This window comes from Pseudoalteromonas sp. 4NS20-0020 (assembly GCF_057554385.1).
Map to the genome: position 1 here is coordinate 556,458 of NZ_BAAJMI010000001.1, position 20,340 is coordinate 576,797.

Below are 20,340 nucleotides of genomic sequence, written 5' to 3' on the forward strand. Positions count from 1 at the left end.
GCATTATGGTAGCGACACGTCAATCACATCAACAAGATGAAACGGGTGATCTTTTTACACGGTTAAAAGCACTCGACCTATCTACAGAAAAGACTCAGTTGCTTAATAAGGCGCAAGCGCTTTGTGTTAAAAGTGATAACCAAGACTGGCAAAATACAGCCATAGAAATGGTGGAAATTTTAGTCGAGTTAAACCTCGATGCTGAGTCGTTAGCTACAGCGTATCTAACACCCTATTTTTTAAATGATGTGGTCTCCCTTGAAACCGTTCAAGAGCAGCTTGGAAGCAATATATCCTTGTTGTTAACGGGGGTTTCTCAAATGGCTACTATTAGTACTTTGTCGCACCAAGGTAAAGGCACTGTTCAAGTCGATAATATTCGTAAAATGTTATTAACCATGGTTGAGGATGTGCGTGCTGTGGTGATTAAACTTGCTGAGCAGGTATGTCATTTACGTAACGTTAAAAATGCAGGTGAAGAAGAGCGTGTTATTGCCGCCAAAGAAACAGCCGACATTTTTGCTCCTTTAGCAAACCGACTTGGTATTGGCCAGTTAAAGTGGGAACTTGAAGATTTATCGTTCAGGTATTTACGCCCAGATACGTACAAAAAAATAGCAAAACAGCTTGATGATAAACGTCTTGCCCGTGAAGCCTATATGGAAGACATGGTAGAACAGGTTAAAAGCCGTTTAAGTGAAGCAGGTATAGAGGCTGAGGTATATGGTCGGCCTAAGCATATCTACAGTATTTACAAAAAAATGGCGCAAAAAAACTACGAGTTTGATCAACTTTTTGACATACGTGCTATGCGTATTGTGGTTGACCGCTTGCAAGATTGCTACGGTGCGCTCGGTATAGTGCATACCAACTGGCGCCATTTGAACAAAGAGTTTGATGACTATGTTGCAACGCCTAAGCAAAATGGCTATCAGTCAATTCATACCGTTGTTTTTGGCCCTGAGGGCAAAACCGTAGAAATACAAATACGCACGCAAGATATGCATCAAGATGCAGAACTCGGTGTAGCCGCTCATTGGATGTACAAAGAAGGGGCTTTACCTGGGCGAGGCTCGGGTTACGAGCAAAAAATTAGCTGGTTACGTAAATTACTGCAATGGCAGGAAGAAGTGGTGGATGGCGGCGATTTAGCTGAAGAGCTAAAAAACCAAGTTGTTGAAGACCGCGTATATGTATTTACCCCGCGGGGCGATATTTTTGATCTACCATTAGGGGCCACGCCGCTCGATTTTGCTTACTACATTCATTCTAATGTGGGACACCGTTGTATTGGCGCGAAAGTATTTGGCAAAATAGTGCCGTTTACGCATCAATTAACGACGGGCGATCAGGTCGAAATCCTCACACAAAAACAGCCAAACCCCAGTAGAGATTGGTTAAATCCGTCACTGGGTTATATTAAATCGTCTCGTGCACGTGCCAAAATACACCATTGGTTTAAGCAACTTGACCGCGATAAAAACTTAAGTGCGGGTAAAGAAATTCTTGATAACGAGCTGCAAAAGCTTGATTTAACATACAAAGATTTAGCCCCAGCAATCAAGCGATTTAACTTTAAAGAGCTTGATGACTTAATGGTCGCAATTGGAGCAGGCGATGTGCGTCTTAACCAAATGCTTAATTTTGTTACTGACCGTACAGAAGACGAACCTGTTATTCGTTTTAAAGCACCAAGCAAAGTAACGGGCGATAAAAACGGCATAGTGGTTGATGGTGTGGGTAGTTTAATGAGCCACGTTGCTAAATGTTGCCGCCCCGTTCCAGGTGATCAGATCATCGGTTATATCACGCAAGGCCGTGGTATTGGTGTACATCGTGATGATTGTGATTCATTTAATAATTTGAAAACGCAGCACCCAGAGCGTGTTGTTGAAGTTAGTTGGTCTGAAGATATAAATGGATCATACGCGCTCAGTATAAAAATTGAAGCAAGCGACAGATCTGGACTAATTCGCGATATCAGTTCTGTACTGGCTAACGAAAAAGTAAACGTACTTAACATGAATGTAAATACCGTGGGCGCTGACCAGTTAGCAGTATTTACCATGCAAATAGAAGTACATGATTTATCGGGCACTAATCGTGTACTGTCTAAATTGCACCAAATTGAAGGTGTTCACCATGCTAAGCGAGGGCAGTAGCTTTGGTTAACCATTCAGCATTAACAGAATTACTGAATATTATGCAAACACTAAGAGATCCCAATGGTGGTTGCCCTTGGGATCTCAAACAAGACTTTAAATCAATTGTGCCGCATACACTTGAAGAAGCCTACGAAGTTGCCGACTGTATAGAATCGGGTAATTTAAGTGAGCTTAAAAATGAGCTTGGAGACTTACTGTTTCAAATAGTGTTTTATGCCCAATTAGCTCAAGAGCAAAGCTTGTTTGACTTTAACGACGTAATAGAACAACTAAATGCAAAATTAACACGTCGCCACCCTCATGTTTTTGGCGATAAAAAAGCCCTCAATGATGAGCAGTTGTCAGCTCAGTGGCAAGCTATTAAAGCCCAAGAGCGAAGCGAAAAAGCAATGTCTGAAGAATCACTGTTATGGCAAGATATTCCTGCAAATATGCCAAGCCTTAGCAAGGCTAAAAAAATTCAACAGCGAGTGGCTTCAATGGGATTTGACTGGCCCACCTATCATGGCGCACTTGATAAAGTAAGCGAAGAAGTACTTGAGGTTAAAGAAGCAATAACACAAAACCCCTTGTCAGATCACACGGCAGAAGAGCTTGGCGATTTACTGTTTGCCACTGTAAATGTAGCACGTCACGTTAAACGCGACCCAGAGCAGCTCCTCAGAAATGCAAATGACAAGTTTTCTGCCCGATTTGAAAAGGTACAGGCGTACTTGCAAGCACAAGGTAAAAGCTTAGACACGGCAAGCCTTGAAGAAATGGATAATGCATGGGAAGCAATCAAAAAACATAAATAAAATAGCGCACGTTTTTTAATCGCCCATTCGCTAATTTTAGCTGGATTGCTAAAGCGTGTTTTGGTACAATTTCGCCCCGTCTTGATGATATGCCCATAGCCATTTTTTTGGGTGTTATATTCCTTTTAATTCCTGATATTCTAGGGTTCGCATGAGTACAAAATTTATCTTCGTTACTGGCGGGGTTGTTTCTTCGTTGGGTAAAGGTATTGCAGCAGCATCGTTGGCGGCTATTTTAGAAGCCCGTGGCTTAAATGTTACTATTTTAAAGCTGGATCCTTACATCAACGTTGACCCAGGCACAATGAGCCCAATTCAACACGGTGAAGTATACGTTACAGAAGACGGCGCAGAGACTGATCTTGATTTAGGTCACTACGAACGTTTTATTCGCACCAAAATGACTAGCCGAAATAACTTCACACAAGGCCGCGTATATGAAGACGTATTACGTCGCGAGCGTCGTGGTGAATACTTAGGCGCCACTATTCAGGTTATCCCTCATATCACTAACGATATTAAACAGCGCGTTTACGAAGGCGCTGAAGGCCATGACATAGCAATTGTTGAAATTGGTGGCACAGTAGGTGATATTGAATCACAACCGTTTATCGAAGCAATTCGTCAAATGGGCACAGAGATAGGTCGCGAACGCGCACTCTTTATTCACTTAACGTTAGTGCCTTTCTTAGGCCCTGCAGGCGAAGTGAAAACAAAACCAACACAGCACTCAGTTAAAGAACTTCGCTCTGTTGGTATTCAGCCAGATATTCTAATTTGTCGTTCAGACCGTAAGTTACCTAACAATGAGCGTGCAAAAATTGCATTGTTTACCAATGTAGAAGAAAAAGCGGTAATTTCACTACCTGATGTAGACAGTATTTATAAAATTCCAGCACTGTTAAAATCACAAGAACTAGACAACTTTGTATGTCGTCGTTTTCACTTAGACGCACCTGAAGCTGATTTAGTTGAGTGGGAACAAGTATTGTACCAAGAGTCTAACCCTACGGGTGAAGTAACCATTGGTATGGTTGGAAAATACATTGAATTACCCGATGCATACAAGTCGGTTAACGAAGCTTTAAAACATGCGGGCCTTAAAAACCGTTTAACTATCAACATTGAATATGTTGATTCACAAGACTTAGAAAGCAAAGGTGTAGAGCTGCTTTCTCATCTTGATGCTATTTTAGTACCAGGCGGTTTTGGTGGTCGTGGCGTTGAAGGTAAAATTTTAGCGGCTAAATACGCACGTGAAAATAAAGTGCCTTACTTAGGTATTTGTTTAGGTATGCAAGTGGCGCTTATTGAATATGCACGTAATGTTGCAGGCTTAACCGATGCAAACTCAACAGAATTTAATGCTAAATCAGCAGCGCCTGTTGTAGGTTTAATTACTGAGTGGTTAGACGCCGAAGGTAAAGTAGAAGTTCGTGACGAGAAATCAGATCTTGGTGGCACAATGCGCTTAGGCGCTCAAAAATGTCACTTAGCACCAGGTTCTAAGGTACACGAAGTTTACGGTAGCGACGAAATTGTAGAACGTCACCGTCACCGTTATGAAGTTAATAACAACTTTGTAGACCAACTTGAAAAAGCAGGTTTAACATTCTCTGGTTTATCTGAAGATAAAAAGCTAGTAGAAATTATTGAAAATAAAGATCACCCTTGGTTTATTGCCGCGCAGTTCCACCCGGAATTCACGTCAACACCACGTGATGGTCACCCGCTATTTGAAGGATTTGTAGCAGCAGCGCATATCCACCAAAAAGCGTCGTCGTAATTTATAAAAAGCCGTGCATATATTGCACGGCTTTTTTGTTTTAAGACTGACTAAACTATGCAAAACATAGTAAAGTAAACAAAACTCACCATTTTGGGAATATAGAGGAAACAAGATGTCAAATATCGTAAAAGTAATTGGTCGCGAAATCATGGACTCGCGTGGTAACCCAACTGTTGAAGCTGATGTACATTTAGCTGATGGCTCATGGGGTCGTGCGGCAGCACCTTCTGGCGCATCTACTGGTACTCGCGAAGCATTAGAGTTACGTGATGGTGACAAAGCGCGTTACTTAGGTAAAGGCGTATTAAACGCGGTTGGTTACATCAATAAAGAAATTGCTGATGCGCTAGCTGGCCAAGACGCACTTAACCAAAGTGCAGTTGATAAAGTAATGCTAGATTTAGACGGCACTGAAAACAAAGAAAAATTAGGTGCAAATGCAATCTTAGCAGTATCACTAGCAACAGCTAAAGCCGCAGCTCAGTCTAAAAAAGTAGAGCTATACGAGCACATTGCTGATTTAAACGGCACACCGGGTGTTTATTCAATGCCACTTCCAATGATGAACATCATCAATGGTGGTGAACACGCAGATAACTCTGTAGATATTCAAGAATTTATGATCCAACCTGTTGGCGCTTCAAACTTCCGTGAAGGCCTACGTATGGGCGCAGAAGTTTTCCACAGCCTAGCAAAAGTACTTAAAGCAGATGGCCACTCAACAGCTGTAGGTGATGAAGGTGGCTTTGCGCCAAACCTTGAGTCTAACGAAGCAGCACTTGCAGCGATTAAAGTTGCGGTAGCAAACGCAGGTTATGAGCTAGGTAAAGATATTACGCTTGCAATGGATTGTGCAGCCTCTGAGTTTTACGACAAAGAAGCAAACATCTACGATCTTAAAGGTGAAGGCAAAAAATTCACGTCTGAAGAATTTAACTTCTTCTTACAAGAGCTAACTCAGCAATACCCAATTGTTTCAATTGAAGATGGCTTAGATGAGTCTGATTGGGATGGATTTGCTCACCAAACTAAATTAATGGGCGATAAAATCCAGTTAGTAGGTGATGATTTATTCGTAACTAACACTAAGATTTTAAAACGTGGTATCGACAACGGTATTGCTAACTCAATCTTAATTAAGTTTAACCAAATCGGCTCACTAACTGAAACGTTAGCAGCTATTAAAATGGCGAAAGACGCTGGCTTTACTGTTGTTATCTCTCACCGTTCTGGTGAAACAGAAGATGCAACAATTGCTGATTTAGCAGTAGGTACTGCGGCAGGTCAAATCAAAACAGGTTCATTAAGTCGTTCTGACCGCGTAGCTAAGTACAACCAATTGCTTCGTATTGAAGAGCAACTAGGCGCTAAAGCACCATACAACGGTTTAAAAGAAGTTAAAGGTCAGTAATTCTTTTTAGAAGCTGGTTTTAAATTTTAAGCTATAAAATCCTCGCCAATGCGGGGATTTTTTATTTCTCTTTTATGTTTTTTTAGGTGTTTTTTGTTAGTATGGACTTCAACTTACAGGGAATTGTAGTGAAAAAACATTTCATTTTTTCTGCAGCGCTTTCCTTATCAATCCTTACACAACTTAATGGCTTTAATTAAAGTGAATATTTCAGTCAACGATTACAGTTACTTAATAGTAATATTGCCTATAGCGTTAACAATGGCTTATTTATTAAAAAAAGCGACATTAAAAACAAACGTTAAACATAACGTTATACTTAACTTTATTTTAACGATGTTATTTTTCCCCGCTGGGTTTGCACATTTTATTTGGTGTATTTATACATCAATAAAAAAGCGTAAATGCAACGCTCAATAATTTAAATTTAGGGGAGAGCTCCCCTTTTTAGGAGTTTTAAATAATGTATTTTCACTCATCTTTTTATTACATTCTCGTCTTACCATTTTTGCTTATTTTTTCAGGCTTTATTTTTTTTCTAAATAAAAACTCTAATACTAAAAGTAGTATAGGTATAAGTTTGGTTTTGACGTTTGTGAATATCATTTTAGGTCTATTTCATTTTTTTTACGTTATTAACAAAGTGCTCAACGAAGTCCCTGATAATAAAACGCTCACAAAGTGAATTGCTGCTTTAAAATTTCACTTGTAAAACTGGTTTTTAAGTAAAAACCACGGGGCAGGGTTTTTATTATTTGCCCGTTTGGGCCAATGGCATCTGTCACAATTTTGCTATTAGCGGCTTTTGGACGAATTTGCATTGCATCGCCTAAATGGCCTGATATTTCATCAACTCTACCAAGCGCAATAAGCTCCATTTGCTCTTCCCAGTCTCGTTGTAGTTTAGCGTCCTGCTCAGGCGTTGGTTGCCATAAAAAGCCACTGCCAATGGTTCTATTAAACGGTGCTATATCACGCTCGCTTAAAACCGGAAGCCATAAAACGTGGTTAAGCTTTTTACGAACCGCACTAGTGTGCCATGTCATGCCTGTTACGTTTATTAGTGGCGTTACCGATACAAAGGTGGTTTCAAGAGGTTTGCCCTTATAGGAAATAGGCAGCGTTTTGAGTTCAATACCTAAATCCTCAAAGTCAGGAAGGGGTTTAGAACCCGCGGTTGCACCTAAAACGTACTCAATTAATTGACCCGTCCAGCCTTTTTCTCTTAATAAATCATCAGGGGTTTTAAAATTATATTGCTCGGCAAGCTGTCCAAGCGTAAGGCCTGCAATACTGTTAACACGTTGAATAAGGTCATTAATTGAATGTGGTTTAGTTGGACGCATAGCACTAATTTGAGTTGAATAAATACCATGCTCATGATAGCAAATCAGCTAAGCCGTGGATATCTTTAGGGTTGTGTGTTTTTTGTTCGGTGGTTGGGTGTGTTAATTTTATACATTGTGAAAATTGCATCTAATTCGTTAAGTTGCTGACTAACTTGGCTTTTTTCTGTTGTCGAGTAATGATTGTATTGGGCGTAATAAAAGTTACAGGGATAAATACAACTATATGAACATGTTTATCCACAGAATCTGTGGAGAACAACACGTTTTCGATCTTGTATTGTGGATTTGTTTGCAAAATGAACGTGTTTTTTAAAAGTTATGCACAAACTGTGAGTAACTAGAGCAAAATAATAACTGCAATAGCTTTCATACATTTTTTTAAATCTTTTTACTCGTATCTCAGTATTTTCATCTCTGAGCTGAGTGTAAATCACACTTACCCACTGGCTCGCTTATAATAGTGTTTGCCGTATTGCGGCTAATGTGGAACAATCATTAAAAATCGACTTACAAATGAGGCACTAAGGTGATTGATGCCGAAGGTTTTCGTGCCAATGTCGGAATTGTAATTTGCAATAATCAGGGACAAGTATTTTGGGCCAGGCGCTACGGTCAGCACTCTTGGCAATTTCCCCAAGGTGGTGTTGATGATGGTGAAACACCAGAACAAACTATGTACCGTGAATTACACGAAGAGGTCGGACTGCGACCAGAAGATGTAGAAATTGTCGCAAGTTCAAAACATTGGTTACGCTATAAATTACCCAAACGATTAATTCGTCGCGACTCAAGTCCGGTGTGTATTGGGCAAAAACAAAAATGGTTTTTACTGAAACTTCGTTGTAAAGACGAAGATGTAAACTTACTTAAAACTCATCACCCAGAATTTGATGACTGGCGTTGGGTGAGCTATTGGTATCCTGTAAGGCAGGTTGTGTCGTTTAAACGGGATGTTTACCGACGTGTAATGAAGGAGTTTGCTCCTTTCGCTATGCCTTTTAATAAAAGAGAACAACATAAAGACCACTGGCGAAGTAAAAGGTAATAACATTATAGTAAAATAAAGGAGCAGGACATGCTGGCAACATTGAGGTCTATTGCTGAGTCTGTATCGCAACAAGCGAATTTAGACACTGCATTAGTGTGCTTTGTGCAAATGGTTAAAGACGCCATGAAAACCCAGTGCTGCTCTATTTATTTTGCTGATTATAGCCAAGACAACTTTGTGCTTATGGCTACCGAAGGGTTAAATCCTGATGCGGTTGGTAAGTTTAGAATTGGCTTTACAGAAGGCTTAGTAGGATTAGTTGCTCAACGCGAAGAGCCCATAAATATTGCCTTTGCTAAATCTCACCCGCGCTTTAAGCTCTCTCCTGAGGTAAACGAAGAAGGCTATAATGCTTTTTTGTCGGTGCCTGTGGTACATCAAAAAAAAGTGTTAGGCGTTATTGTTGTTCAACAAAAAATGGCCCGTGTTTTCAGCCAAGATGAAGAATCATTTTTAATAACGCTTTCTGCTCAGCTTGCTTCACAATTGGCACATGCCGAAATTAAAGAAGTACTTCGCCAAGACGAGTCATCTCATCAAACATCCGTTTTAAAAGGTGTATCCAGTGCACCGGGTATAGGTATAGGTACTGCTTTTGTTCTTTTACCAAAGCTTGACTTTAAATCAATTGAGCTTCAAAAAAATAGTGATGTAACTGAGCAGCGGCGGCTATTTACTCAAGCGGTGGCCGCCACACGAAAAGAATTTAACACGCTTTCGATGACGTTGAGTGACTCTATTCCTCAAGAGGCGTTAGCCGTATTTGATGTTTATCAACAGTTATTGGATGCTAAAAGTTTAGGTCACAATGTAGAGGTTCAGTTACTCGAGGGATGGTGTGCAAAAAGCGCACTTAAAATTGTGATTGAGCGTTTAATTTCGCAATTTAATGCGATGCAAGACCCATACATAAAAGAGCGTGCTGTTGATGTTAAAGACATAGGCTTACGCGTATTGCATCACTTAGTTAATACTGAACACGCAATAAAAGATTACCCCCCAAATACTATTTTGATTGCTAATACATTAACTCCCGCCATGCTTGCTGAAGTACCAAAAGGGCATTTAGCAGGGGTTGTTAGTGTTAATGGCTCTGCCAATAGTCATGCTTCTATTTTGACTCGCGCAATGGGGATCCCTGCTATTTGGGGGATAGAAGATTTACCATTACTTCAATTTGATGGTAAGCCAATGATTTTAGATGCATTTGCAGGGCGCTTGTATATCTCACCCTCGCAGATGTTATTAGATGAGTACGCAGACTTACAACACCAAGATAACCTGTTAAATAATCGCTTTTTAGCAGAGCAAGAGTATGAGTCTATTACTTTAGATGGCGAACACGTCAGTTTATTATTAAATGCCGGACTAGAGTTAAAAACAGATCAAAACAACGCTCATGTGTGCGACGGCGTAGGTTTATACCGCACTGAAGCGTGGTTTATGCAAAAAGGCCAGTTTCCCTCTCAGTTAGAGCAAGAGAATTGGTATCGAGAAGTGCTCACTAGTTATTACCCTAACCCAGTTGTAATGCGAACGCTCGACATTGGCGGCGATAAAGTGCTCGACTATTTTAATATAACCGAAGAAAACCCATTTTTGGGTTGGCGCGGTATACGTATTAGCCTTGATCACCCCGAGTTATTTTTAGATCAGCTCAAAGCAATGCTTAAGGCAAATATAGGTTTAGGCAATTTAAAAATAATGCTACCGATGATCAGCGGCACTGAAGAAGTAGATGAGGCATTGGGTTTATTTGAACAAGCTTACTTTGAACTCAACGAACATTTTCCTGAGCAGCAAATAGATCGCCCCGATATTGGTATTATGCTTGAGGTGCCTTCCAGTGTGTTTATGTTGCCTGAATGGTCTAAAAAAGTAGATTTTTGTTCAGTAGGCAGTAACGATTTAACACAATATTTATTGGCAGTAGATAGAGCCAACGCGCGTGTTGCTGAGCTTTTTAATCCTTATCATCCCGGGGTGCTCAGAGTTTTAAACAAAATAGCCAGTGAGTGTGAAAATTACGAGTTACCCTTTAGTTTATGTGGTGAACTTGGTGGTGACCCAGAAGGGGCCATATTGCTAATAGCAATGGGCTACAGACGATTGAGTATGAACTTATCGTCTTTAAATAAGGTAAAATGGGTGCTTAGGCGTTTGAGCGTTGCCGACATGGAGCAGTTGTTGAGCGAGTGTTTAGCACAATCAACAGCTAAACAGGTCCTGCGTTTAACGCGCAATTTTATGTTAGAACATAATTTAGGTGACCTATTTTATACCCCAAAGTAAAAAGTACTGACTTAATTAATTTTAATACGCAGATGCTATTCGTTTTATAATCCTTTAACATATAAGCCTTCAAAAGGCATTTGAGATAACTATGTATGACTTAGGTTTGTTGGTCGCATGTTGCGCACTACTAGGCTGTATTGTTGGTTTTTTAGCAGGATTATTAGGTATAGGCGGCGGATTAATAATTGTGCCTGCACTGAGCACATTGCTGATTTTATTTAATGTTACATCTGCAGAACATGTTGTAGTTATTTCGATTGCGACCTCTTTGGCCTCTATTTTATTTACTTCTACGTCTTCAGCATTGGCTCATCATAAAAATGATAATGTGCCTTGGCATGTTGCACCTTGGGTTATGGCTGGTGTAGCAGTAGGGGCTTTAATTAGTGGCTTTGCCGCAAGCTTAATACCGGAGCAGTTACTTCGTAGTGTATTTGCAGTAAGTGTTGTATTTATTGCAGCTAGAATGGCGCTATCATCACGTAATAAACCCTCATCAACTAAGCCGCTCCCACCGGGTCCTATTTTAGGGGGTATTTCCGCTATTATGGGTGGTTTATCGGGCTTGATTGGTATTGGTGGTGGAGCGTTAATTGTGCCTATGCTCAATTACTTTTCTATTGATATAAGAAAAGCCATTGGCTGCGCTGCCGTTTCGGGCATTGTAATTGCCTTATTTGGCTCTATTGGCTACATTAGCGCGGGTTGGAAGGTGACCGACTTAGCACATGGTTTTGCAGGGTTTGTATATTTACCTGCGTTATTTGGTATTGTTATTACGTCGTGGTTTGTGGCGCCTTACGGGGCTAAAGCAACTCATTATTTACCTGTTAATACAATAAAGAAAGTTTTCGCGGTACTGCTTGTTGTTATCGCAATTAAAATGGTTTTTAGCTAAAGGTTTATTTTTATGGCACTTGAGTTTCCTCAAATCGATCCAATTATTTTTTCGATTGGACCACTGAGCGTACGTTGGTACGGATTGATGTATTTAATTGGTTTTGCATTTGCGATGTGGTTTGCAAATCGTCAAGCAGCAAAGCCTAATTCTGGCTGGACCAAAGAGCAGGTAAGTGATCTATTATTTTATGGCATGTTAGGGGTCATACTTGGTGGTCGTATTGGCTATGTATTGTTTTACCAATTTAGTTATTTTTTAGAAAACCCACTTTACTTGTTTCGCATCGATCAGGGCGGTATGTCGTTTCATGGTGGTACGCTGGGCGTAATTACAGCCGTTGCTATTTTTTCGTGGACACGCAAAAAATCACTGCTACAAGTTGGAGACTTTGTAGCGCCACTAGTGCCAGTGGGGTTATTAGCAGGGCGTATAGGTAACTTTATAAATGGTGAGTTATGGGGGCGTGTATCAGACGTACCTTGGGCTATGGTATTTCCAACCGGCGGGCCGCTTGCTCGCCACCCTTCGCAGTTATACGAAGCCTTTTTTGAAGGGCTCGTTTTATTTTTAATTATGCTATGGTTTATTAAAAAACCACGCCCTGCGGGCAGTGTTGGCGGTGTATTTTTATTAGGTTACGGTGTGTTTAGGTTTGGTATTGAATACTTCCGCCAACCAGACGCACAACTAGGCTTATTTGCCGACTTTATTTCTATGGGACAAATACTGTCACTGCCTATGATTATAGGTGGTTTAGGTTTATTAATTTGGGCTTATAAAAACCCGCAGCAAGTAACAGCAGCAAAGGCATAATAAAAGCATGAAACAATATTTAAAATTATGTCAGCGTATCGTTGACGAAGGTCAATGGGTAGAAAACAAACGCACAGGCACACGTTGCTTAACCGTTATAAACGCCGATTTAGAATATGATGTAGCAAACAATCAGTTCCCGATGATCACAACGCGTAAAAGTTACTATAAAGCGGCCATTGCAGAGTTACTTGGCTATTTACGAGGCTACGATAGCGCAGAACAATTTCGTGAAATTGGCTGTAAAACATGGGATGCTAATGCCAACGATAACCAAGCTTGGCTTAATAACCCAAATCGTAAAGGTGAAGACGATATGGGGCGCGTTTACGGCGTCCAAGGCCGCGGCTGGCAACGCCCTGATGGCTCAACACTCGATCAGTTAGCTAAGGTAATTAACAATTTAAAAAATGGCATTGATGATCGTGGTGAAATAATCACGTTTTATAATCCAGGTGAATTTGAACTAGGTTGTTTAAGACCTTGCATGCACACGCATACGTTTTCACTATTAGGTGACACGCTTTACTTAACATCTTATCAGCGCAGCTGCGATGTGCCGTTGGGGCTAAATTTTAATCAAATTCAATGTTTTGTATTGCTTGCATTGGTCGCTCAGATTACCGGCCACAAACCGGGTAAGGCGTATCATAAAATAGCTAACGCTCATATTTACGAAAATCAGCTCGAATTAATGCGCGACGTCCAGCTCAAGCGCGAACCATTTGAATCGCCTACACTTACAATTAATCCAAATATAAAGTCACTTGAAGACATAGAAACGTGGGTTACCCGAGACGATTTTGAAGTAACTGGCTATCAATGCCATGACGCAATTCAATATCCATTTTCAGTATAATAACCGATTAAGGAAAACAACATGAAAGCAGTGATCCCAGTAGCGGGACTTGGTACGCGCATGCTACCAGCCACAAAAGCAATCCCTAAAGAGATGCTTCCTGTCGTAGACCGACCTTTAATACAATACGTAGTAAACGAAGCGGTTGCCGCAGGCATAAAAGAGATAGTACTTGTCACGCACTCAAGTAAAAACTCTATCGAAAACCACTTTGATACCAGCTTTGAGTTAGAAGCAACGCTTGAAAAGCGTGTTAAGCGGCAATTGCTTGCCGAAGTGCAAGCTATATGCCCTAAAGACGTAACAATAATTCATGTGCGCCAAGGCGAAGCTAAAGGGCTAGGCCATGCTATTAATTGCGCCGCGCCAATTATTGGTAACGAACCGTTTGTCGTTATTTTACCCGATGTGATTATAGATGACGTTGAAAGCGATCTTAAAAAAGACAACCTTGCAGAGATGATCGCTCACTTTGAACAAACTAAACACAGCCAAATTATGGTAGAGCCTGTACCAATGCAGGAAGTAGATAAGTTTGGTGTGGTGGACTTAGGTGGCACCGAAATAGCACAGGGTGAAAGCTCACCAATTGTTAGCATGGTAGAAAAACCACCGGTTGACGAGGCACCTTCAAACCTAGCCGTAGTTGGGCGTTACGTGTTAAGTGAAAATATTTGGCCGCTACTTGCAAAAACGCCGCAAGGTGCTGGCGATGAAATTCAGCTGACCGATGCCATCGCTATGCTTATGCAAAGCGAAAAAGTAGATGCTTACGCAATGAAAGGCCGAAGCCACGATTGTGGTAGTAAAATTGGTTATTTAAAAGCAACCATTGAGTTTGCACTTCGTCGTGACGAATTTGCCGATGAGTTAAAAACGTTTATTAAAACACTTGTATAACCGTTTACATTTAATCAGCAAAAAGCGCCTAATTAGGCGCTTTTTTTATTGGTTTTTGCATAACTTGTTTTTTTAATGTAAAAATTAGAATAGTTTTGATTACTTTACAGACATAATGTAATTTATGTTGTAATGTTTAGTTTAAGTGGCATTAAAATTGTATTGAAAAGTGTTCTCATGGAGGAGTCAAAAATATATAAGCTTATTGAATTAAATACGCTTATTTATGTAAAGGGCTAGGTTGTGGCTCGAAAATTTAAAGTAAGGTTAAACGCTTTGTAAAGAGGATGTTTAACTGAAATGTAAGTGTGATTACACTGCTTTCAGGACAGCGAATAAATGTTAACTAATAACAAAAAAATAACAGGATTACTTTTAAGCCTGCTGATACTGCTATTTGGTACAGCATGCTCTATTACGCCTGAAGCTAAATTAGTGCAAGCACCTGAAATACAAACTAATTCGCCTGAGTATGTACCTATTACTGCATTAGAGCTGGCTCAGTTAAAAGATGCAGCATTGCAATGGCAGCAAGCCAGAGCGGGTATAGAGCGTATTTTAAAGCTAGAAAAAGAAATTACCTACCTTGTTAATCACATAGATATTATTAACAGTAAGGCAATAGCCCAATCTAATCAGCCTACAAATAGCTCGTACAGCACGCGCACAATTCACAATCAGCAAGCTGCACGTTCGCGAAGCCAAAGTGTTAATCAATACAGAAATAAAAAGCAGACAGTTAAACTTAATACACCTAGACATATTTTTGCTCTGCAAGTGGCATCGGTTGACTCAGAAAAAGACATCGCAAAAGCGTGGAAAGAGCTAAACACCAAAGCTGCCCCCTTATTCAGAAAAAAAATACTGACCAATGTTGAAACCGCAAAAATTAACAAAAAAACGTTTTACAGGCTTAAGTTAGGTTCGTACCAAAATCTAAAAAATGCCAAAGCAGACTGCGAAGTATTTAAAGTGTATAAGCTTGACTGCATAGTGAGTAACTACACCGATAAACCTGTAAAGCTGTAGTTAAAATAGAAACTTGCTAAAAATTTTTTTATCCATAAAATACCTGACCATAATCAAAAGGGTGGTAGGTAAAAAGTATGGTTATTAAAAAGGAATTTATAAACACTTTATTTTGTATTGGGGTTTTGCTCGTTATAACAGGGTGTACTTCATATAAAAAAGCGCCACCGAGTTCAACAACACCAAACACTGTCCTTATTTCAAGCGAGGATTTAAAAGCGCTCAAACAGTCTGCAAATGAGTGGAAAACAGTTGAGCCTAAAGTTAACGATCTGCTTGAGCTAGAAGGGCAGCTATCAAAGCTGACTACTCGTTTAAAAGCCATTGACGAAACCAATACGGCTGGAACAAACAACGCTCAAACAACCACTCCAACAGAAAGTATTTTAAAAAGCGACCAGGCATTTTTCGCTATTCAAGTAGCAGCATTTAACAGTAAAATTAAATTAAACAAGGCACTGGCTAATTTAAAACGTAAAATACCGACGTTTTTTGATACTAATTTAGCTGTTAATGTTGAAACTAAAGTAATAAAAACCAATACGTTTTATCGTTTAAAGTTAGGCGCATATAAAACAAATAAACAAGCAACAACCGCTTGCGAAGCTTTAAAACAGCAAAAAATTAATTGTTTTGTCACCTATTATACGCAGGAAAAACCAGAACCTATCCTCTAGGCATAATAATTGCTTAGTCTCTTGTATGATCACAAGAGGATGGCAACTATGCGCCTTTTACTACCCTTATTATTAATTAACTTGGCCGCGTGCAGTTTAATTCCTGAACCCGAGCCAAGTATAAGCACATATGCCCCAAAAGCAGCGATGGCACCTTATACAGTAAGTGACTATGTACACAACTTAACTGTGCAATTAAGTCATTTAAAAGGTCCATTAAGCAACAATACTCGCATAGGTGTGAGTAGTTTTTACTTTGCAGATGCGCTCGACACTAAGCTAATGACGCAGCAAGCGTCGGGCTTAAGCCAACAAATACAAGAAAGTATATTAACCAAAATGACGCAAATGGGTTATCACACGGTCGAATATCGCTTAGCAAATAACCTACACTTATCTCATAATGCCGACAGCGCGCTGACCCGTAATTTAGAACAGTTACGAGAGCGCCAAAATATTGACCTTATAATCACTGGCACCGTGACACGTCAACAGCATGCATACATTGTAAATGCGCGCATGGTAAACATTAGCAATAAGCAAGTTTTATCTGCTGGCAGTACCGAGATCCCAATCAATGTAATGTGGGGAAATGAAAAAGTTCAGCAGCGCGATGGCTCACTCTATCGCAGTGAATATTAACGAGGAGTACACAATGAGAAACTTATTAATCACGCTATGTTTGCCACTAGGTTTTGGTTGTTCACAAATTATGAACACCCCTAGCGCCGACCCAGCTGTTGAGCAAAGTAACCAAGGAGCGCAACTTGCAACAAGCCAACGCAAAGTGAGCGCTCCAGTTAATCACGATAACATGTTTCAGTCGGGATTAGCTCAGCAAACTAACTACACAAAATCGACGCCGCCAATGCATAAAAATATAAACCACTATGTGCGCGGAATAATGCAAGACATGGTCGAAAACTTACAATACGTAAATGATAAAACACCACTAGCGGTATCAAGTTTTGTATTTTTAGACGACGATTACAGTAATGGTAGCTTATTAGGAAATCAAATTGCTGAAAGCTTTATGCATGAGCTTCACAATTTTGGTGTACCGGTCATTGATTTTAAAACCACCGATTATGTGCGTGTAACACAAACCGGCGACTTTGTTTTTAGCCGAGACTATCTTGAATTAGACCCAGAGCAAAACTTTCAATACGTACTGGCAGGCACGCTAGTAAGTCACCAAGGCGGAGTTTTAGTCAATGCACGAATTGTTGGCTTAACAAGTAAAGCGGTTGTTGGTTCGGCGCAAGGGTTTTTACCGCAATCAGTTATTGATGCGTTAAATGGTAATTACCGTACCGATGGTATTATGCTAAAACAAGCGAGTGAGTGAGGTGAGTATGCGCTTTACACTAAACACCAATTTACGGACATTATCACTAGCTGGGTTAGTCGTTGCTCTATCTGGTTGCTCGCTAATGCATCACCATGAGCATGATTCAAATTCGCACACAACAACGAAAGCAAGTACCAGCTATGTATTAAATGGCAGTTACGATACTCAAACACACAACCAAACTGTGCAACCAAACAATGATTACGATGCGTCAAAACCCTTTAAGCCAGTAAAGCATCATAAAACGCTCGTTAATTACGTAGAACAAATGGCTTTAGACTTAGTTGACACGCTAGAGTACGACACAGAAGCCGATACACAGGTTAATATTGCTGTTAGTACATTGGTAAACTTTGACTCGTCACTCAATAAAAGTAACCAGTTAGGTAACCAAATATCCGAAACATTAATCCATCAATTACAAAAGTTTGGTTACAGTGTGGTTGATTTTAAAACCACCAGCACAATAGACGTAAACAGACGCGGTGATTTTGTGTTTTCACGAAATATCAAAAAGCTGAGTGAAGATCACATGGCAAGTCACATACTAGCGGGCACCTTAATCTACAGGCAAAACGGTATTGTAATTAATACACGCATTATAAATGTCAACACCAAGCAAATAGTGGCCAGCAGCCGAGAGTTTATACCGCAATACGTACTAAGCAAAGAAGATATATATTTATCAAGTAATTAACTCAAATTCCACTTGATTTAAAACTTGATATAAAAAACCAGATGCCGTTATAATTTAGCTCTAGCACATCGCTGTGGCCTCTTAGTTAAATGGATATAACGGCCCCCTCCTAAGGGGCAGTTACAGGTTCGATTCCTGTAGGGGCTACCAATAAAATCAATAGGTTATAGTTTAAAGTTTGTTTGTTTTTAATCCTATGTAGCATATTTGTAGCGTAATTTTCCTTTCTATAATTATATTCTCAGAATTTTAGATATTCGATTTGATCGCTGGAGAAGACTCTATTAGTTTTTAATTTGTATCATCCTAACAGTGACTTATATAATCTTAGGGTACAGAATCCAATCCGGCTTTAAATAAGAACAACAAGGAAGACCCATGACTTTTAAAAAGAACCTGAGCGATCACTTCAAGAACTTTTCGGCTTCCCCTTTCCTGTTTGTGGGTTCGGGAATGTCGAGAAGGTACTTAGGGGCTGAAGATTGGGAATTTCTTCTTAGGAAGTTTGCTGATTTGATTGATGTAAGTTACACGCGAATTAACTCTCAAGCAGATGGAGACTTAATGAAGACTGCTAGTCTACTCGCTGAGACATATGCCCAAAAGTGGTGGGATAGTGAAATTAAAGGGGATAAAGAACAGGTTTACTCTGATTCCTTAACTAAAAGAGATTCTCCTTTAAAAGTCGAGATAGCTGATTACTTAAGCTCTATTCATGAAAATATTCTAGATGAGTACCGAGAGGAAGTTCAGCTTCTAGCATCTAGCAAAATTGATGGTGTTATAACTACTAACTGGGATCATTTACTAGAAGAAACTTTTAAAGATTTTTCAGTCTTTATTGGTCAAGATGGATTGTTTTCTAGTCGTAACCATGGCGTTGCTGAAATATATAAAATTCATGGTTGCTCTCAAGAGCCAAATAGTTTGGTTTTAACTGCTGAAGACTACGGAAAGTTTAGACAAAAAAATCCTTATTTATCTTCAAAATTACTTACTATATTCATAGAGCATCCAATTATTTTTCTAGGTTATTCATTAACAGATCCTCATATTTTAGAAATACTGGAAGAGATAGTTAAGTGTTTTCCAGCTGATAAAATGGGGACATTAAGAGAAAATATTATTTTCGTCGAGTTTTCACCGGGCATTGAAGAGCCAGTAATAACTGAGTCAATAATATTAAAAACATTACCAGTGAAATTAATCAGAGCAGAGTGCTATAAGCCAATTTTTGAGGTTTTATCTGAAGTTAAAAGGCGTATACCAGCACATATTTTTAGACGAATTAAAGATGAGTTATACGATCTAGTCATCACCAACGATCCCAAAGGACAACTATATGTAAAAGAAGCAAATGACTTAGACAATAATGAAGGTACTCCAGAGTTTGTTGTCGGATATGGTGCTATCAATCAGGTTAAGAAATCCGCAGAATTTGCGGCTCGAGGAATGATTGGTCTGAACCGAGAAGATATTATAAGAGATATAATCTTTGATAATGGTGACTATGACTCTAATACAATTTTGGAAACAGTTTTCCCTAATCTTTTAAAGAGTTCTCAAATTAATATGCCAATATTTAAATATTTAAACCAGTCGGGAAGAATAGGCGAAGATGGTACTTTTAATTGTGAGGGCTTATGTGCAAAACTAAAAACTAGGGTTGGCTACAGCATAGACCGTTATGGCTCTGAGAGTGAACGTGAACGCTCAAAGAAAATTGATGAGGTGATTGAGGGTATTTCTGAATTATATAAGTCGGTTGATACTAACCTATTTCTCAGAATGGCTGTATTTGTACCACCTGAAAAGATGGATCTTATAGAGTTTCAGAATATACTGAAAGTACTCGTAGATTCCGACCTCAATTCAAATAATAAAAGTAACTTTGTAAAACTAGTTTGTGTTTATGACCAGTTAAAATACTCAAAGAGATATAAGTTTTAAAGTTTGGCCTCACTTTTATTGTCATTTATACGCTTAACTTTAAATATGGGGAAATGGGTTGTGGCACAAAATGAGCTATGAAGTAAGCTTGTATAAAAGCCAGCTGCTTTTGTTCGCTTAAGCAACTTTTTGTAAATTTTATGTATATTGCTCAATAACCTGCCTAATTTTTTGTGCCGCCAAAAAAACTTGAGAGCCGAGGGTCAAATCTTGACTTCAGACATCATAAATTTTGACTGACAGTTTCTCTCAAACCTGCCCTTAAAAACCTAAGATATTAATAACTATTGAGTTGAAGCGTTAGCAAAA

Annotated in this window: 17 protein-coding genes and 1 tRNA gene; 17 read left to right on the forward strand and 1 reads right to left on the reverse strand. The window is 39.5% G+C overall.

The window, feature by feature from the left end; genetic code table 11:
- Positions 1–5: 5 nt before the first annotated feature.
- The 4 genes from relA to eno all read left to right on the forward strand — a co-directional run bounded on the left by relA (position 6) and on the right by eno (position 6,162).
- Positions 6–2,162, forward strand: a complete 2,157-nt coding sequence (gene relA, locus AC27JL_RS02535) for a GTP diphosphokinase (RefSeq protein ID WP_006794155.1) — start codon at positions 6–8, stop codon at positions 2,160–2,162.
- Positions 2,163–2,164: 2 nt separating this feature from the next.
- Complete coding sequence (gene mazG, locus AC27JL_RS02540) at positions 2,165–2,962, forward strand: nucleoside triphosphate pyrophosphohydrolase (RefSeq protein WP_058428514.1); 798 nt, start codon at positions 2,165–2,167, stop codon at positions 2,960–2,962.
- Positions 2,963–3,113: 151 nt separating this feature from the next.
- A complete protein-coding gene (gene pyrG / locus AC27JL_RS02545; RefSeq protein WP_006794157.1) occupies positions 3,114–4,748 on the forward strand; it encodes a CTP synthase in 1,635 nt (544 codons plus the stop codon).
- A gap of 115 nt (positions 4,749–4,863) precedes the next feature.
- Positions 4,864–6,162 carry a phosphopyruvate hydratase gene (gene eno / locus AC27JL_RS02550; RefSeq protein ID WP_006794158.1) on the forward strand — a complete coding sequence of 433 codons (1,299 nt, stop codon included), beginning with the start codon at positions 4,864–4,866 and terminating at the stop codon, positions 6,160–6,162.
- A gap of 674 nt (positions 6,163–6,836) precedes the next feature.
- Here the strand turns inward: eno and mutH are convergent.
- Positions 6,837–7,508, reverse strand: a complete 672-nt coding sequence (mutH, locus tag AC27JL_RS02555) for a DNA mismatch repair endonuclease MutH (protein WP_305470898.1) — start codon at positions 7,506–7,508, stop codon at positions 6,837–6,839.
- A gap of 529 nt (positions 7,509–8,037) precedes the next feature.
- Between mutH and rppH the strand changes: the two genes are divergently transcribed.
- The 13 genes from rppH to AC27JL_RS02620 all read left to right on the forward strand — a co-directional run bounded on the left by rppH (position 8,038) and on the right by AC27JL_RS02620 (position 20,031).
- Positions 8,038–8,556, forward strand: coding sequence for an RNA pyrophosphohydrolase (gene rppH, locus AC27JL_RS02560; RefSeq protein ID WP_006792674.1), 519 nt, complete (start codon positions 8,038–8,040; stop codon positions 8,554–8,556).
- 30 nt (positions 8,557–8,586) lie between these two features.
- Positions 8,587–10,851, forward strand: a complete 2,265-nt coding sequence (gene ptsP / locus AC27JL_RS02565) for a phosphoenolpyruvate--protein phosphotransferase (protein ID WP_006792675.1) — start codon at positions 8,587–8,589, stop codon at positions 10,849–10,851.
- A gap of 91 nt (positions 10,852–10,942) precedes the next feature.
- On the forward strand, positions 10,943–11,752 hold the full coding sequence (locus AC27JL_RS02570; RefSeq protein ID WP_487194733.1) for a sulfite exporter TauE/SafE family protein: 810 nt from the start codon (positions 10,943–10,945) through the stop codon (positions 11,750–11,752).
- Positions 11,753–11,764: 12 nt separating this feature from the next.
- Complete coding sequence (gene lgt / locus AC27JL_RS02575; protein WP_008132732.1) at positions 11,765–12,568, forward strand: prolipoprotein diacylglyceryl transferase; 804 nt, start codon at positions 11,765–11,767, stop codon at positions 12,566–12,568.
- 7 nt (positions 12,569–12,575) lie between these two features.
- A complete protein-coding gene (locus AC27JL_RS02580) occupies positions 12,576–13,427 on the forward strand; it encodes a thymidylate synthase (protein ID WP_006792678.1) in 852 nt (283 codons plus the stop codon).
- A gap of 21 nt (positions 13,428–13,448) precedes the next feature.
- Positions 13,449–14,327, forward strand: coding sequence for a UTP--glucose-1-phosphate uridylyltransferase GalU (galU, locus tag AC27JL_RS02585; RefSeq protein ID WP_006792679.1), 879 nt, complete (start codon positions 13,449–13,451; stop codon positions 14,325–14,327).
- A gap of 339 nt (positions 14,328–14,666) precedes the next feature.
- The gene (locus tag AC27JL_RS02590) at positions 14,667–15,356 is read left to right on the forward strand and encodes an SPOR domain-containing protein (RefSeq protein ID WP_487194734.1); all 690 of its coding nucleotides are present in this window, start codon (positions 14,667–14,669) and stop codon (positions 15,354–15,356) included.
- 77 nt (positions 15,357–15,433) lie between these two features.
- On the forward strand, positions 15,434–16,033 hold the full coding sequence (locus tag AC27JL_RS02595) for an SPOR domain-containing protein (RefSeq protein WP_487194735.1): 600 nt from the start codon (positions 15,434–15,436) through the stop codon (positions 16,031–16,033).
- A 48-nt stretch (positions 16,034–16,081) separates the two neighbouring features.
- Positions 16,082–16,675: a FlgO family outer membrane protein gene (locus AC27JL_RS02600; protein WP_487194736.1), complete on the forward strand. Its 594-nt coding sequence runs from the start codon at positions 16,082–16,084 to the stop codon at positions 16,673–16,675.
- A 13-nt stretch (positions 16,676–16,688) separates the two neighbouring features.
- Positions 16,689–17,381 carry a FlgO family outer membrane protein gene (locus tag AC27JL_RS02605; protein WP_006792683.1) on the forward strand — a complete coding sequence of 231 codons (693 nt, stop codon included), beginning with the start codon at positions 16,689–16,691 and terminating at the stop codon, positions 17,379–17,381.
- 7 nt (positions 17,382–17,388) lie between these two features.
- On the forward strand, positions 17,389–18,081 hold the full coding sequence (locus AC27JL_RS02610) for a FlgO family outer membrane protein (RefSeq protein WP_487194737.1): 693 nt from the start codon (positions 17,389–17,391) through the stop codon (positions 18,079–18,081).
- 75 nt (positions 18,082–18,156) lie between these two features.
- Positions 18,157–18,231: transfer RNA gene (locus tag AC27JL_RS02615), tRNA-Arg, on the forward strand.
- Positions 18,232–18,459: 228 nt separating this feature from the next.
- Positions 18,460–20,031 (forward strand): SIR2 family protein, encoded by a 1,572-nt coding sequence (locus tag AC27JL_RS02620; protein WP_487194738.1) that lies wholly within the window; start codon positions 18,460–18,462, stop codon positions 20,029–20,031.
- Positions 20,032–20,340: the final 309 nt, after the last annotated feature.